At 53.4% G+C, this 15,287-nt stretch carries 15 protein-coding genes; all 15 read right to left on the minus strand.

The genetic code is table 11. The annotated features are described in order from the left end of the window. Positions 1-13: 13 nt before the first annotated feature. The 15 genes from rnhB to rpsB all read right to left on the minus strand — a co-directional run bounded on the left by rnhB (position 14) and on the right by rpsB (position 15,103). Complete coding sequence (gene rnhB / locus ACR8BN_RS15420) at positions 14-640, minus strand: ribonuclease HII (protein WP_022625455.1); 627 nt, start codon at positions 638-640, stop codon at positions 14-16. Then, a complete protein-coding gene (lpxB, locus tag ACR8BN_RS15425) occupies positions 633-1,781 on the minus strand; it encodes a lipid-A-disaccharide synthase (RefSeq protein WP_031591207.1) in 1,149 nt (382 codons plus the stop codon). The genes rnhB and lpxB overlap by 8 nt, the downstream gene beginning before the upstream one ends. 3 nt (positions 1,782-1,784) lie before the next feature. Then, entirely contained in the window at positions 1,785-2,573 is a 789-nt protein-coding gene (gene lpxA / locus ACR8BN_RS15430) for an acyl-ACP--UDP-N-acetylglucosamine O-acyltransferase (RefSeq protein WP_031591209.1), read from the minus strand. 3 nt (positions 2,574-2,576) lie between these two features. Next, positions 2,577-3,032: a 3-hydroxyacyl-ACP dehydratase FabZ gene (gene fabZ / locus ACR8BN_RS15435; protein ID WP_003852639.1), complete on the minus strand. Its 456-nt coding sequence runs from the start codon at positions 3,030-3,032 to the stop codon at positions 2,577-2,579. 152 nt (positions 3,033-3,184) lie between these two features. Then, entirely contained in the window at positions 3,185-4,210 is a 1,026-nt protein-coding gene (lpxD, locus tag ACR8BN_RS15440; protein ID WP_010254128.1) for a UDP-3-O-(3-hydroxymyristoyl)glucosamine N-acyltransferase, read from the minus strand. Between the two features lie 3 nt (positions 4,211-4,213). Next, on the minus strand, positions 4,214-4,711 hold the full coding sequence (skp, locus tag ACR8BN_RS15445; protein ID WP_010254125.1) for a molecular chaperone Skp: 498 nt from the start codon (positions 4,709-4,711) through the stop codon (positions 4,214-4,216). 109 nt (positions 4,712-4,820) lie between these two features. Further along, positions 4,821-7,232, minus strand: coding sequence for an outer membrane protein assembly factor BamA (bamA, locus tag ACR8BN_RS15450; RefSeq protein ID WP_031591211.1), 2,412 nt, complete (start codon positions 7,230-7,232; stop codon positions 4,821-4,823). Between the two features lie 51 nt (positions 7,233-7,283). Further along, on the minus strand, positions 7,284-8,630 hold the full coding sequence (gene rseP, locus ACR8BN_RS15455; protein ID WP_010671861.1) for a sigma E protease regulator RseP: 1,347 nt from the start codon (positions 8,628-8,630) through the stop codon (positions 7,284-7,286). Positions 8,631-8,642: 12 nt separating this feature from the next. Beyond that, on the minus strand, positions 8,643-9,500 hold the full coding sequence (cdsA, locus tag ACR8BN_RS15460; protein WP_010254111.1) for a phosphatidate cytidylyltransferase: 858 nt from the start codon (positions 9,498-9,500) through the stop codon (positions 8,643-8,645). A gap of 18 nt (positions 9,501-9,518) precedes the next feature. Next, positions 9,519-10,271, minus strand: coding sequence for a (2E,6E)-farnesyl-diphosphate-specific ditrans,polycis-undecaprenyl-diphosphate synthase (gene ispU, locus ACR8BN_RS15465; protein ID WP_010254107.1), 753 nt, complete (start codon positions 10,269-10,271; stop codon positions 9,519-9,521). A gap of 181 nt (positions 10,272-10,452) precedes the next feature. Continuing rightward, positions 10,453-11,649 carry a 1-deoxy-D-xylulose-5-phosphate reductoisomerase gene (ispC, locus tag ACR8BN_RS15470; RefSeq protein ID WP_022625453.1) on the minus strand — a complete coding sequence of 399 codons (1,197 nt, stop codon included), beginning with the start codon at positions 11,647-11,649 and terminating at the stop codon, positions 10,453-10,455. Between the two features lie 111 nt (positions 11,650-11,760). Further along, the gene (gene frr, locus ACR8BN_RS15475) at positions 11,761-12,318 is read right to left on the minus strand and encodes a ribosome recycling factor (RefSeq protein WP_010254103.1); all 558 of its coding nucleotides are present in this window, start codon (positions 12,316-12,318) and stop codon (positions 11,761-11,763) included. Between the two features lie 143 nt (positions 12,319-12,461). Further along, on the minus strand, positions 12,462-13,187 hold the full coding sequence (gene pyrH, locus ACR8BN_RS15480) for a UMP kinase (protein ID WP_010254099.1): 726 nt from the start codon (positions 13,185-13,187) through the stop codon (positions 12,462-12,464). A gap of 157 nt (positions 13,188-13,344) precedes the next feature. Continuing rightward, positions 13,345-14,196, minus strand: a complete 852-nt coding sequence (gene tsf, locus ACR8BN_RS15485; RefSeq protein WP_031591214.1) for a translation elongation factor Ts — start codon at positions 14,194-14,196, stop codon at positions 13,345-13,347. Positions 14,197-14,377: 181 nt separating this feature from the next. Next, entirely contained in the window at positions 14,378-15,103 is a 726-nt protein-coding gene (gene rpsB / locus ACR8BN_RS15490) for a 30S ribosomal protein S2 (protein ID WP_008925636.1), read from the minus strand. Positions 15,104-15,287: the final 184 nt, after the last annotated feature.

The following is a 15,287-nucleotide window of genomic DNA, read 5'->3' on the forward strand; positions in this document are numbered from 1 at the left end:
CAGCGTCAGGCTATTAAAGCGTAAGGGTCTGGCGGGCAGCCAGTACTTCAGCATCGAGCAGCGCATTGCGTACGGGCGCAAAACTGCGACGGTGGTGCGGCGTGACGCCATACTGCGTCAGTTTTTCCATATGCAGCGCCGTCGGATAACCTTTGTGCTGCGCAAAACCATACTGCGGGAACAGCAGATCGAGTTCGGTCATCTCCTGGTCACGCGACACTTTGGCGATGATCGATGCCGCACTGATTTCGGCAACCAGGCTATCCCCTTTGACCACCGCCTGTGAAGGCATTGGCAGTGCCGGGCAACGATTGCCATCAATCAGCACATAATCGGGCTGAATACCAAGGCCAGCTACGGCGCGTTGCATTGCCAGCATAGTGGCATGCAGAATGTTGAGCTGATCGATCTCTTCAGGCTCTGCGCGTCCCAGGCTCCATGCCAGCGCCTTCTCTTTGATTTCGTCATACAACGCCAGGCGGCGCTTTTCAGACAGTTTCTTCGAGTCGGCCAGGCCGGTAATCGGGTTTGCCGGATCGAGGATCACCGCGGCAGTAACGACCGCGCCAACCAGCGGGCCGCGCCCCACTTCGTCCACACCGGCAATCAGTCTGGCGACAGGATAGATAAAATCAGGCATTCACCAGCTCCAGTACCGCATCCGCTGCCTGCTCATCGGCGTTCCAGCGGATCTGTTGATGTAATTCATGGAACGTCTGCAGGAGTGTTTCACGCTCAGGTCCGGCATGCAGCAGCGGATCTAACGCTGCGGCCAGGGCTTCAGGCTGACACTCATCCTGCAATAACTCTTTGACCAGCTCACGTCCTGCCAGCAGGTTTGGCAGCGAGACGTAAGGGGTCTTGACCAGCCGTTTCGCCAGCCAGAAGGTAGCCGGCTTCATGCGATAACCGACGACCATTGGGCATTTTGCCAGCATGCACTCCAGTGCGGCAGTGCCTGACGCCAGGAGTGCGGCATCGCTCGCAATCATCGCCTCACGTCCCTGACCATCAAGCAGATGCATCGGCAGTTCGGGGGCGGTTTCGGCTTTAATCTTCTCAAACTGTTCGCGGCGACGGGCGTTGACCAGCGGCACCACGATTTCCAGCGCCGGATAGTGACGACGCAACAACTGAGCGGTTTTCAGAAAATCGGCGCTGAGCATTTCCACTTCCGCACCCCGGCTGCCAGGCAGCAAGGCCAGACAGAGCGCATCATCGGCAATGCCCAGATGACGGCGTGCAGCCAGCTTATCGGGTTGCAGCGGCATGGCATCCGCCATAGTGTGACCGATAAAACGACAGGGAACGTTATAGCGATCGTAGAAAGCTTTTTCAAACGGCAGGAACGCCAGCACCAGATCGGTGTTACGACCAATCTTAAAGACACGCTTTTGCCGCCATGCCCACACCGAGGGGCTGACATAGTGGATAGTGCGAATGCCAGCGCGTTTAAGATTGCCTTCCAGCGTGATATTGAAATCGGGCGCATCAATCCCGACAAAGACATCGGGTCGGAGTTCGGTAAAACGCCGGGTGAGATCGCGACGGATTGTCAGCAGGCGTCGCAGGCGACCGAGCACCTCGACAATGCCCATCACCGCCAGCTCTTCCATCTCATACCAGGCTTCACATCCTTCTGCCTGCATCAGGGGACCCGCTACGCCGACAAAGCGTGCATCCGGATGACGGGCTTTCAGGGCACGGATCAGACCTGCACCAAGAATATCGCCGGAGGTTTCTCCGGCGACCAGGGCAATCGTTAAGGGACGCGCTGACATGGATTAACGAATTAATCCACGGGTTGAACGGGTGAAGAAATCGTAGAAAGGCTGCACTTCGCTGTGCTGCTGTGCGATGGCTTCAATCTCCGGCTTCACTTCCTCCAGCGTTCTGCCGCTGCGATAGAGCAACTTATAGGCGTTGCGGATAGCGTGCAACGACTCTTTGCTGAAGCCACGACGCTTGAGACCTTCGATATTGATCCCGAACGGCGTAGCGTGGTTGCCCTGCGCAATAACGTAAGGCGGCACATCCTGCGCCACGCCGGAACAGCCGCCAACCATCACGTGAGCACCGATGATGCACCACTGATGTACCGCTGTCATGCCGCCAATAATGGCGAAATCATCGACCGTCACGTGACCACCCAGGGTGGCGTTGTTGGCGAAGATACAGCGGTTGCCAATCACGCAGTCATGCGCGATGTGAGCATTCACCATCAGCAGATTATCGCTGCCCACTGTGGTGACCTGGCCACCCTGCGTGGTGCCGCGATGAATCGTCACGCTTTCACGGATGCGGTTACGATCACCGATCTCAACCCGTGTTGGCTCACCGGCATATTTCAGATCCTGATTCACTTCGCCAATTGAGGCGAACTGATAAATCTGATTATCTTTACCGATGCGCGTGTGGCCGTTCACCACAACATGTGACTTCAGTACCGTTCCTTCACCGATCTCAACATTCGCACCAACAAAGCAAAACGGGCCAATGTGAACGCGGGCGCCAATAATAGCGCCCTCTTCAATGACTGAACTGGGATGGATAGTGGCTGTTGGATCAATCACGAATTATGCCTCCCGGCTGCGGGCACACATCATGGTCGCTTCACAAACGATTTTACCGTCGACAGTCGCCACGCCTTTAAAGCGGGTCAGACCACGGCGGGTTTTCTCGAAAGTGACTTCCATGATCATTTGGTCGCCAGGTACCACAGGGCGCTTGAAACGGGCACTGTCGATACCGGCAAAGTAGTAGAGTTCGCCTGGCTCCAGTTTACCTACGCTTTTAAACGCCAGAATACCGGTAGCCTGCGCCATCGCTTCCAGGATCAGAACGCCAGGAAAAATCGGTTTACCAGGGAAATGCCCCTGGAAAAACGGTTCATTAACAGAAACGTTCTTCACTGCACGCAGGTATTTGTGCTCTTCAAATTCCAGCACGCGGTCTACCAGCAGAAACGGATAGCGGTGCGGCAGCAGCTCTAAAATCTCTTCAATTTTCAGAGTATGAGTTTCAGTAGTCAAAATACTCTTCCTGTCCTAAAAATCTGATGACATCAATAACACGGCCTGCACAGATCAAAATGATCTTCCGCAGGCCGCAAATAGGTTCTGTGGCGCCGGGCTTCCCTGCTTAACATTTTTATTATGAAAGCCGGTCAGTTTTGGGATGGCGGTTAGTCGTCTTTGCCGACCTTGCGCTCGATGGCTTTTAAGCGTTTGCTCATGTCATCGATGTTCATCACCAGCGCTGCAGTTTTGCGCCAGGTTTTGTTGGGTTGCAGCGGAATGCCTGATGAATAGACACCAGGCTCTGTGATAGGACGCATGACCATACCCATACCGGTCACCGTTACTTTGTCACAGATTTCCATATGGCCGTTAATGACGCTGGCACCGCCAATCATACAGTAACGCCCAATTTTCAAACTACCCGCCATGATCACACCGCCTGCAACCGCAGTATTGTCGCCAATAACTACGTTGTGAGCGATCTGGCACTGGTTGTCTATGATAACACCATTGCCGATCAGAGTGTTATCCAGCGCACCGCGATCGATAGTGGTGCAGGCACCTATTTCTACGCGATCGCCGATTATCACCGCGCCTAACTGCGGGATTTTCACCCAGTTACCGCGATCGTTGGCATAGCCGAAACCATCAGAACCGATGACGGTACCTGACTGAATCAGGCAATCCTGACCGATTTCAATTTCGTGATAAACAGAGACGTTGGCCCAGAGACGGGTACCGCTGCCGATACGGGTTTTTTTGCCAACAAAACATCCTGCACCAATGACCACGTTATCGCCCAGCTCAACATCCGCTTCGATCACCGCATTGGCGCCAATAGCGACGTTGCTACCGAGTCGGGCTGAGGGATCGATCACTGCACTGGGAGCGATATTTTGCGCTGGCTGTGGCGTGGTATCGAGTATTTGTGCCATACGCGCATAGGTCAGGTAGGGATCTTTCACCACCAGCGCTGCGGTATTGCACCACTCCAGATCCGCTTCCGTCAGCACCACGGCTGAGGCCTTAATCAGGGCGAGTTGCTCGCGGTAACGGCTGTTTGCAAGAAAAGTGATTTGGCCAGTTGTGGCGGATTGCATAGAAGCAATGCCGGAGATGACGATATCGCCATCTCCGTGCAATTCTGCATCCAACTGCTGGGCTAAATCAGCCAGTCGAATAGATGACATGAATTATTTAACCTGTTTCAGCACGTCAGCAGTGATGTCTTTTGCGTTTGACGCATAAGCCACCGCGTTAGCGTCGATCACGACGTCGTAACCATCGCTGTCAGCGACTTTCTTCACGGCATCCTGAATACGGCTCAGCAGCTTGTTACGCTCTTCCATCTGACGACGGCGATTATCCTGCTCAAAAGACTGAGCTTTTGTAGAGAAAGCTTCACGCTGAGACATGACATCTTTTTCCATACGGCTGCGTTCGCTCGCCTTCATGGTAGAACCGTCACGCTGCAGACGCTGCATTTTGGTTTGCAGATCGCGCTCCTGACTCTGCAACTCAGTTGCACGGCCTTTGAACTCGTTTTCCAGCTGTTTAGCAACAGTCGCACGTTGCGGTAACTGTTGGAAAATGCTGGACACGTTTACCACTGCAATTTTGTCGGCAGCCTGAACACCAGCGGAAACCGCTAAAGCAAGACCCAGACCTGCGGCACACAACAACTTTTTCACTATAAACTCCTTACCATCAACGTTTGTGTCAGCGACACAGTGTTTGCCCCGAACAGCAACAGGTGCTGTCCGGCAGCAATACTTCAGCTATGCATCCATGCTCAGAACATTACCAGGTTTTACCAATGTTAAACTGGAACTGCTCTGACTTGTCTCCATCGACTTTCTTCATCGGCTGGGCGTAAGAGAACACCAGCGGGCCGAGCGGTGACATCCACTGCAGCGCAACACCGCTGGATACACGGATATTGTTTGGATCGCTGTAGTCAGGAATGCCGGCCGCACGCGTTTCCGCGGTATTTTCCCAATGGGTATCCCACGCTGTACCGGCATCGACAAACACCGAGGTACGAACCGAGTTAGCATACTTCTCGCTCAGGAACGGCGTTGGCGTAATCAGCTCAAGGCTGGCAATCGCCATGGCGTTACCGCCCACCGCATCGTCAGACTTACATACGCCATTTGGATCGGCGATTCGGCAGTTCGACGAGTTGTTATTTAAGTAGGCTGCTTTCGGTCCAATGGTGTTGGACTGGAAGCCGCGCACGGTGCTTGAACCACCGGCGTAGAAGTTCTCATAGAACGGCATCTCTTTGCCGTCGAGACCATCGCCATAACCTACGCGACCACGGCCTAACAGCACCCAGGTACGATCCTGGTTAATCGGCACATACTGCTGGGTATCCAGCGTGGCCTTATAGAAGCTGTTATCCGAGCCTGGAATCGTCACCTTACCGTTCAGGTTGGTACGGTTACCGGACGTCGGGAAGAAACCGCGGTCCAGAGTGTTATAAGTCCAGCCGTAGTTAAAGGTGAAGTCATCTGCTGAGAAATCACCTTCATCATTGAGCTGCTGCGGCTTGCCGACTGAGTCAAGATAACGCCACATCGCCACCTGCGGCTGCATGTTTGACAGGTCATTGTGGACATAGCCCAGACCGACACGCAGGGTGTTGTTTTCGTTAATCGGGAAGCCAAGCGTGCCATCCAGACCATAACTTTTGTTGGTATAGTCAGAAAGGTCCGCGTTATCTGCTTTAAAGTCGTTGTAGAACAGACGACCACCCAGACTGACACCATCAACGGTAAAGTAAGGGTCAGTCAGCGAGAATTCAGCATAGGTCTGGTAATCGTTCTTGGTCCCGCTGATGCCCACGGTATTACCGGTGCCCAGCCAGTTATCCTGCGTGACGCCGACCTGGAAACTCACACCACTTTCGGTGCCGTAGCCGACGCCGAAGTTAAAGGTACCGGTGTTACGCTCTTTAACCTTGTAGACCACGTCAACCTGGTCCGGCGAACCTGGCACACGCTGAGTATCCACATCAACGGTTTCAAAGTAACCGGTACGGTTCAGACGCTCTTTACCCTGTTCAACCAGATCGCTGCCCAGCCACGCGCCTTCCATCTGACGCATTTCGCGACGTAACACGGAGTCTTTCGACGTGTCATTGCCTTCGAAACGGACGTTACGGACATAATAACGGTTACCCGCATCCACATTGATATGCAGTTTTACGGTTTTATCGGCGTCGTTGATTTCTGGCTGTGTTGCCACGCGCGGATAGGCATAGCCGTAGCGGCCCAGCAGTTTCTTGATGTCATCTTCCATTTTCGTGACTTTGGCGCCGTTATAAAGCTCGCCTGCCGGAATCTTGGTCAGATGTTCAATTTCTGCTGAATGGCCCGCCATGCTGCCATTAACGATCACGCCTGCGATTTTGTACTGGTCACCTTCGGTGATGTTCACCGTGATGTAGATGCCTTTTTTATCAGGCGTCAGGCTGACCTGCGTCGAATCGATGTTAAAGCGTGCATAGCCACGATCCAGATAGAAGCTGCGCAGGGTCTCGAGGTCACCCGCCAGTTTCTGCTTCTGATATTTACGATCGCCGACCACGTTCCACCATGGCACTTCATCGCGCAGCTGGAAGCGGGAAATCAGCTCATCGGAGCTGAAGGCTTTATTACCGACGATGTTGATCTGCTGAATTTTTGCAGAGACACCTTCAGTAAAGACCAGCTTCAGATCTACACGGTTACGCGGCAGTGGCGTGACCACGGCTTTTACGTTGGCGGTATATTTACCTACGCTGTAGTAGAAATCCTCAAGTCCCTTCTCGATAGAGGAGATGGTGGTACGGTCCAGCGCTTCGCCGACACGGACACCTGAGGCTTCCAGATTTTGTTTGAGCTGATCCTCTTTCACCGCTTTGTTACCGGTGAAGGTAATGCTGGCAATGGTAGGACGTTCTTTGACCTGGACAATCAGCGTTGTACCGTCTCGCAGGACCTGAACATCCTCAAAGTTGCCAGTAGCGAACAGCGAGCGAATGGTATTTCTGACATCATCGTCATTCACCGTATCGCCAACCCGTACTGGCATGCTCAGCAGAGCCGCGCCGACGGCGACTCGCTGCAGCCCTTCGAAATGAATATCCTTCACTACGAAATCGTCTGCACCGTAAACGGTGGCGCTGCTAAACAGCAGCGACGCTATGAGCAACTTTTTCATCGCCATCGTTGTTATGCGTTTTCCTAACACATCCCTCGAATGTTCGCGTTCCAGCGGTTACAAACGTGAGAAATCATTGAAAAGTGCAAGCCCCATTAACAGCACCAGTAAAATTGAACCGATGCGATAACTAAAGTCCTGAACTCGCTCGGACACCGGTCCACCCTTGATCTTTTCGATCGCCAGGAAGAGCAAGTGCCCACCATCTAAAACCGGCAGAGGGAACAGGTTGATGATGCCCAGGTTGACGCTAATCAACGCCAGGAACATCAGGTAGTAAATCAACCCATACTCTGCTGACAACCCTGCACCCTGCGCAATGGAAATTGGCCCGCTCAGGTTGTTCAGCTTCACATCACCGGTTATTAACTTGCCCAGCATGGAGACGGTGAGCTTCATCAGTTGCCAGGTTTTTACACTAGCCTCACCGATAGCCGCAAACGCGCCATACTGTCTTACCGTCTTGTACTCTTCTGGCAGAGGAACAATGCGCGGAATGACACCCGCAAATCCCGCTTTACTGCCAGATTTCGCTTCTGGCGTCATCGTCAGCGCAATAGACTCACCGCCGCGATCCACCTCAAGCGCCATGCTTTTGCCGGGGTTATCCCGGACCTGCGTGACAAAAGTCTGCCACTGGGATAATGGCTGACCATCGACTTTAACGATCCTGTCGCCTGCTTGCAAACCGGCTTCACTGGCTGGCGAGTTCGCCTGCACTTCTGCCAGCGTGGTCTCAATCTGCGGACCACGTGGCTGAATCCCTAACGCGACGACCGGATCCTGCTTATCAGGCTCAAACTGCCAGTTACGCAAATCCAGCTGTTTCTGCTGGGTCGCGTCCTCGCCAAATCGAGCCACCGTTAAGGTGGTGCTGCTGTCGCCGATTTTACCCACCAGCGCCATACGCACAGCATCCCAATCAGGCGTTTCGATACCGTCAACAGCCTTAAGTTCCATGCCGGGCGTAATTTGAGCTTCCGCAGCCACCGAACCGTTTAAAATTTCACCGATTACCGGGCGCACACCGGGCACGCCGTGAATAAACACGACCCAGTATGCAAAGATGGCAAAGATGAAATTAGCGACAGGACCTGCCGCAATGATGGAGGCGCGTTGCCAGACGGCTTTGTTGTTAAAAGCCTGATGACGAAATTCGGCTGGCACGCTTTCAACACGCTCGTCGAGCATTTTAACGTAGCCGCCGAGGGGAATCAGCGCGATGACAAATTCGGTGCCGTGGCGATCGCGGCGCTGCCAGAGCGACTTACCAAAACCAATGGAAAAGCGCTCAACTTTGACGCCACAGCGACGAGCGACCCAGAAATGGCCAAACTCATGAACGGTAATTAATACGCCCAGCGCAACGATAAAGGCGACGAAACTCCAGAGTATGCTCAACATCTTTGCCTGTCCTTAAAGGGTGCGAAACACCAGCAGCAATAAACAGGCAAACACCGGCACCGCCGCAGTCAGACTATCAATACGATCAAGAATGCCGCCGTGACCAGGAATCAGATTACCACTGTCTTTGATGCCCGCTTCACGTTTAAACATGCTCTCAGTGAGGTCGCCCAGTACGGAGGCCAGCGTCGCGATAATCGCGCAAATCACCAGCGTACCGGTGGAAACCGTCAGTGGCGCCAGCGTCGCAAACAGCACGGCAATCAGCGCCGAGGTGACCAGACCGCCCAGGAAGCCTTCCCAGGTTTTGCCTGGTGAGACCTTTGGCGCCAGCTTGTGCTTGCCGAACATCTTGCCAAACATATAAGCACCTGAATCCGCTCCCCATACCAGCAGCAACACAAACAGCAGCCACCAGGCACCGGCGAAGTGGTCGGTGTCATAGTGATACTGGCGCAGCGCCACCATGCCCCAGAAAAAAGGGACAAGCGTTAATACGCCAAACAGTAAGCGAAGTGGACGCGAATGGCGCCAGAAGGCCGCAGAAGCGGGATAGGAGAGCACCAGCAGCAGTGCAACGACCCACCACACCAGCGACGCCCAAAGCGATGTCGCGATCTGTGGCAGATGCACCGTGTGTTGATAAGGTGGCAGCGTAAACTGCATCAGCGCCAGCAGCAGACCACAAAGTACAGCCAGCCAGACGCGCTGTTGCCGTGATGCCATCCCTGCAAACTGACCCCATTCCCAGGCTGCCAGCATGCAGATAACGATGGTTGTCAGGGCGAAGCCAACAGGCGGTAACCAGAACAGTGCAGCTATTACCAGCGGAATTAATATCAACGCGGTAATCAGACGAGACTTCAGCAAAGGTTACCCCCAGATTGCTCAGGCGCCGCCTGGTGCAGCGCCGCCAAAACGACGCTCCCGCAGAGAGAATGCATTCAGTGCACCTTCAAAAACGTGTTCATCGAAATCCGGCCAGAGCACATCGGTAAAATAGAATTCAGCATAGGCAATCTGCCACAGCAGGAAGTTGCTAATCCGATGCTCTCCCCCGGTCCTTATCACTAAATCCACTGGCGCCAGCTCCTGCATACAGAGCTGCGACGTCAGGCTCTCTTCGGTAATCTGGTCAGGTCGCAGTAATCCTTCCTGAACCTGTTCAGCCAGTTTTTTCACGCCTTCGATAATATCCCAACGGCCGCCATAGTTGGCAGCAATGTTGAGCGTCAGGCCACTATTATTTGCGGTCAGCGTCTCAGAACGGCGAATACGTTCCTGAATACGCGGGCTGAAACGGCTGGTATCGCCAATGACGCGTAAGCGAACATTGTGTTTGTGCAGGCTCTTCACTTCACTATCAAGCGCCCAGACAAAGAGTTCCATTAACGCGGTGACTTCCTGCGGTGGACGACTCCAGTTTTCACTGCTGAAGGCGTAAAGCGTCAGGGCTTCAAGATTGTTACTGACCGCAAAGCTGACGGCACGGCGTACCGATTTAACGCCAGCTTTATGGCCTGAAATACGCAATTTACCCTGATTTTTGGCCCAGCGGCCATTGCCATCCATGATGATAGCGACGTGGCGCGGACCGTTTCCCTGCTGGTCATCAGTGTTGTTGTGATTGTTAGACGACATAACGCTTAACCAATTCCTTTCATCAGAAATGCTGTGGTTTCTGAATACATTGCGCCCGATTCAAATCCCGACACACTCTCAGTGCCGGGCCACACCGAATTCGGTGACAGACCGTGAAACGCGAGCCAGCGACTATATCATTTTCACCTGAAGCGAACAAATGGCCTCATAACGATCGGCCTCACGACGTGAAACGCGGCAACATTTCTGTCGCCAGCGCGCGTGCAGTGCGATCGATTTCAAGGACAGCGTCCACCGAATCCGGCTCCGGACACACTTGTGCCGCCATCACCTCACTATTAAGCGCGGCAATGTCGGTGAAGCGGATCTGGTGATTCAGGAAAGCCGCGACGGCAACCTCGTTGGCTGCATTCAGCGTGGTGGTCGCCGCCTGCCCCGCATCACAGGCATCAATGGCCAGTTTCAGACAGGGATAGCGACTAAAATCAGGTTCTGCAAAGGAGAGCGCCGACATGCGGGTAAAATCCAGCGGCGTCACGCCTGCATTGATGCGCGAAGGCCAGGCCATGCTGTGGGCAATCGGCGTACGCATATCAGGAGAACCTAATTGAGCCAGCACGCTGCCATCGCAGTATCGCACCATGGAGTGAATCACCGACTGTGGGTGGAGTATCACTTCCATTTGCGCTGCGCTGGCATTAAACAACCAACGGGCTTCAATGTACTCAAGACCTTTATTCATCATGGTGGCCGAATCGACAGAGATTTTTCTCCCCATCGACCAGTTCGGATGTGCACAGGCCTGATCTGGCGACATGGCGCTGAGATCCGCTAAATCTGTGTCACGAAAAGGACCACCCGATCCCGTAAGGATAATCGACTCAATGCCATTATCCCGCAGGTCAGCGTAACCTAACTGATGCTGGATGGTAGCCGGTAAACTCTGAAAAATGGCGTTATGCTCGCTGTCGACCGGTAGTAACTGTGCGTTATGATGACGCACGGCCTCCATAAACAAACGGCCGCAGGTGACAAGCGATTCTTTGTTGGCCAGCAGCACCGTTTTGCCGGCGCGAATGGCCGCCAGCGTCGGCAGCAAACCCGATGCGCCGACGATCGCCGCCATCACCTGATCCACCTCATCCAGCGCGGCCAGCTCACAGGCTGCCTGAACGCCGGAGAGCACTTCAGTATTGACCCTGATTGCTCTCAGTCGCTCACGCAACGCAGCGGCGGATGCCTCGTCTGCCATGCAGGCGTAGCGTGGTGTAAAGGCCGCACACTGCTCGGCCATCAGCGCCACGTTATGGCCGGCAACCAGCGCCGTAATCTGATAAAGCGCCGGGTTGGCGCGCACCACCGCCAGCGTACTGGTGCCGATTGAGCCGGTGGATCCCAGCAGAGTTAATCGCTTCATGAAGCTATCCGTGTGAAGTCAGCGTGCCCACAGGCACAATGTAAAACGCCGCCAGATGTCGCATTCATACGAATACCTCTCTGTACGGCGTTTTGTCCGGCAGTGATGGGATTAGAAATCCATCAGCTCCGTCTCTTTTTCTGACAGTGCAGCATCAACTTTCTTGATGTAAGCATCGGTCATTTTTTGCACTTCATCCTGCGCACGACGTTCGTCGTCTTCGCTGATCTCTTTATCTTTCAGCAGCGCTTTGATTTTATCGTTGGCATCGCGACGGACGTTACGTACCGACACACGGCCCTGCTCGGCTTCGCCGCGCACGATTTTAATCAGATCTTTACGACGCTCTTCTGTCAGCGCAGGCAGCGGAACACGGATGTCGGTACCGGCTGAACTTGGGTTCAGACCGAGATCGGACTTCATGATCGCTTTTTCGACTGCCGGACTCAGTGAACGATCAAACACGTTGATTTTCAGCGTGCGTGAATCTTCCACAGTGACAGAAGCCAGCTGACGCAGTGGCGTCGGCGTGCCGTAATATTCGACGACGATGCCGTCGAGCAGCGAAGGTGAAGCACGACCGGTGCGCACTTTGCTGATGGTGGTTTTGAATGCTTCAACGCATTTTTCCATGCGCGTGTCAGCATCTTTTTTGATGTCGTTAATCACGTTGAAACCCTTGGATTCGGTTTGACCTGGCCAGTTCCGGCGTAACCGGAAGCGGGATCGATAATCATCGATAATCCTGACTGGTGCGCGATGCATTCTCATCGCGCTGACAGAATATACCTTATTTTATCTCGCCTCGGGTATTAATGCGTAATCAGGGTGCCTTCTTTTTCACCCATCACTACGCGACGCAGTGCGCCAGGCTTATTCATGTTGAAAACACGGATAGGTAATTTGTGGTCACGCGCCAGGGTAAAGGCCGCAAGATCCATCACTTTCAGCTCCTGATCCAGCACTTCAGCATAGGTCAGTTGCTCATACAGCGTTGCGTCCGGGCTTTTAACCGGATCCGCAGAGTAAACGCCGTCCACTTTGGTCGCTTTCAGCACGACGTCCGCTTCAATCTCAATGCCGCGCAGGCACGCTGCAGAGTCAGTGGTGAAGAACGGGTTACCGGTACCGGCGGAGAAGATCACCACGCGGTTGTTACGCAGCAGGCTGATCGCTTCTGCCCAGCTGTAGTTGTCACAGACGCCATTCAGTGGAATCGCTGACATCAGGCGTGCATTCACATAGGCGCGGTGCAGTGCATCACGCATCGCCAGGCCATTCATTACGGTTGCCAGCATACCCATGTGGTCACCCACAACGCGGTTCATGCCAGCCTGCTGCAGGCTCGCTCCACGGAACAGGTTCCCTCCGCCAATCACCACGCCAACCTGGATGCCCAGTTCAACCAGCTCTTTTACCTCTTGTGCCATGCGGTCAAGCACACTCGCGTCGATACCAAAACCTTCAGCGCCTTGCAGGGCTTCGCCGCTGAGTTTAAGCAGGATACGTTGATAAACAGGTTTTGCGTTGGTCGCCATGGTCAGTTCTTCCTGGAAGATAGGGTGTAAAGGAGAAGTAAATTCTGATCGATCATCCGCTTACCGCAATGAAATTGCTATTGGGATGAAACTGAAAATGTATCTGTTGCGATTCACAGACAAAAAAGAACCGCCATCTGGCGGTTCTTTCAGAGCATTAAGACTGTTTGGACATTGCTGCAACTTCTGCAGCGAAGTCAGACTCAACTTTCTCGATGCCTTCACCGACTTCGAAGCGGATGAAGTTGATAACGTCAGCGCCCTGCTCTTTCAGAGCCTGGCCAACGGTTTTGCTTGGGTCGATAACGAAAGCCTGACCAGTCAGAGAGACTTCGCCGGTGAATTTCTTCATACGGCCTTCAACCATCTTCTCTGCGATCTCTTTTGGCTTGCCAGACTGCATCGCGATGTCCAGCTGAACCTGGTACTCTTTATCAACCACGTCAGCAGAAACGTCTTCTGGCTTAACGAATTCAGGCTTGCTTGCCGCAACGTGCATCGCGACCTGTTTGATCAGATCTTCGTTAGCGCCTTTGGTTGAAACCAGAACGCCGATACGTGCGCCGTGCAGGTAGCTGCCCAGCTCTGCGCCTTCCAGGATAGCAACGCGACGGATGTTGATGTTCTCACCGATTTTAGCAACCAGTGCAACGCGCTCTTCTTCGAACTGCGCTTTCAGAACTTCAACGTCGGTAACGCGATCAGCTGCAGCCGCATCCAGAACTTTGTCTGCGAACGCCTGGAAACCGCCATCTTTTGCAACGAAGTCAGTCTGGCAGTTTACTTCCAGAATTACGCCGTAGTCGCCAACGATCTTGGTTTTGATTACGCCATCAGCAGCAACGTTGCCTGCTTTTTTCGCTGCTTTGATTGCGCCAGACTTACGCATGTTCTCAATCGCCAGCTCAATGTCGCCGTTCGCTTCAGTCAGCGCTTTTTTGCAATCCATCATGCCAGCGCCAGTACGCTCACGCAGTTCTTTTACCAATGCAGCGGTAATGTCAGCCATTCCAGAATCCTCGGTTCGTGCCTGTGTACGTTTGCACCAGCAGACACTTATTTGCGGAAAATTTACTCTGTCCCGCCGTCCGGTTGGGGGCGTGACAGACTTAGATAAAATAAAGGGGCCAGTATAGGCCCCTTACAGATCACATCTGAATGCTAAGGGCTCTTATGCAGAGCAAACCTTATTAAGCGTTTTCTAAAGACGCTTCTTCAGCTTGCTCAGCCAGGTCCTGAGAGCGGCCTTCGCGAACGGTGGTCGCAACGGCAGTCAGGTACAGGTTTACAGCACGGATCGCATCGTCGTTACCTGGGATAACGAAATCAACGCCATCTGGATCTGAGTTGGTATCAACGATAGCAAATACCGGGATACCCAGGTTGTTTGCTTCTTTGATTGCGATGTGTTCGTGGTCAGCATCGACAACAAACAGCGCGTCTGGCAGACCGCCCATATCTTTGATACCGCCCAGGCTGTTTTCCAGCTTGGCCAGCTCACGCGCACGCATCAGCGCTTCTTTTTTGGTCAGTTTGTCGAAAGTACCATCCTGAGACTGAATCTCCAGATCTTTCAGACGCTTGATTGACTGACGCACGGTTTTCCAGTTAGTCAGCATGCCACCCAACCAGCGGTGGTTTACGAAGAACTGGTCGCAGCTCAGTGCAGACTCTTTTACCGCCTGAGCAGCAGCACGCTTAGTACCTACGATCAGGATCTTACCTTTACGGGAAGAGATCTTGTTCAGTTCAGCCAGAGCTTCGTTGAACATAGGTACAGTTTTTTCCAGGTTGATGATGTGAACCTTGTTACGAGCACCAAAGATGAATGGCTTCATTTTTGGGTTCCAGTAACGGGTCTGGTGACCGAAGTGAACACCAGCCTGGAGCATGTCGCGCATGGAAACAGTTGCCATGATAAAACCTCTAAAGTTTGATTGGGGTTGGGCCTCCATGTATCCCATACGACCGACCTCTTTCAAGGCACCCCGGCGTACGTGTCGATACATGTGTGTTTTATTACACATAATGAGAGTTATGCGTTTCCTGCTGACCGAAACGGCCATACAGAGAATCGTCGGCGCGCTTTATACCACAACC

It is taken from the genome of Pantoea sp. Lu_F5_004, assembly GCF_051136245.1.
Lineage (GTDB): Bacteria > Pseudomonadota > Gammaproteobacteria > Enterobacterales > Enterobacteriaceae > Pantoea > Pantoea agglomerans.

What these genes read in the sequence shown, in the direction of transcription:
- ispU (WP_010254107.1), bottom strand. Translation starts at nt 10,271, where the DNA reads ATGTCGTCTAACAATCACAACAACACTGATGACCAGCAGGGAAACGGT.
- rpsB (WP_008925636.1), bottom strand. Translation starts at nt 15,103, where the DNA reads ATGGCAACTGTTTCCATGCGCGACATGCTCCAGGCTGGTGTTCACTTC.
- bamA (WP_031591211.1), bottom strand. Translation starts at nt 7,232, where the DNA reads ATGGCGATGAAAAAGTTGCTCATAGCGTCGCTGCTGTTTAGCAGCGCC.
- lpxB (WP_031591207.1), bottom strand. Translation starts at nt 1,781, where the DNA reads ATGTCAGCGCGTCCCTTAACGATTGCCCTGGTCGCCGGAGAAACCTCC.
- rseP (WP_010671861.1), bottom strand. Translation starts at nt 8,630, where the DNA reads ATGTTGAGCATACTCTGGAGTTTCGTCGCCTTTATCGTTGCGCTGGGC.
- rnhB (WP_022625455.1), bottom strand. Translation starts at nt 640, where the DNA reads ATGCCTGATTTTATCTATCCTGTCGCCAGACTGATTGCCGGTGTGGAC.
- ispC (WP_022625453.1), bottom strand. Translation starts at nt 11,649, where the DNA reads ATGAAGCGATTAACTCTGCTGGGATCCACCGGCTCAATCGGCACCAGT.
- pyrH (WP_010254099.1), bottom strand. Translation starts at nt 13,187, where the DNA reads ATGGCGACCAACGCAAAACCTGTTTATCAACGTATCCTGCTTAAACTC.
- tsf (WP_031591214.1), bottom strand. Translation starts at nt 14,196, where the DNA reads ATGGCTGACATTACCGCTGCATTGGTAAAAGAACTGCGTGAGCGTACT.
- lpxD (WP_010254128.1), bottom strand. Translation starts at nt 4,210, where the DNA reads ATGTCATCTATTCGACTGGCTGATTTAGCCCAGCAGTTGGATGCAGAA.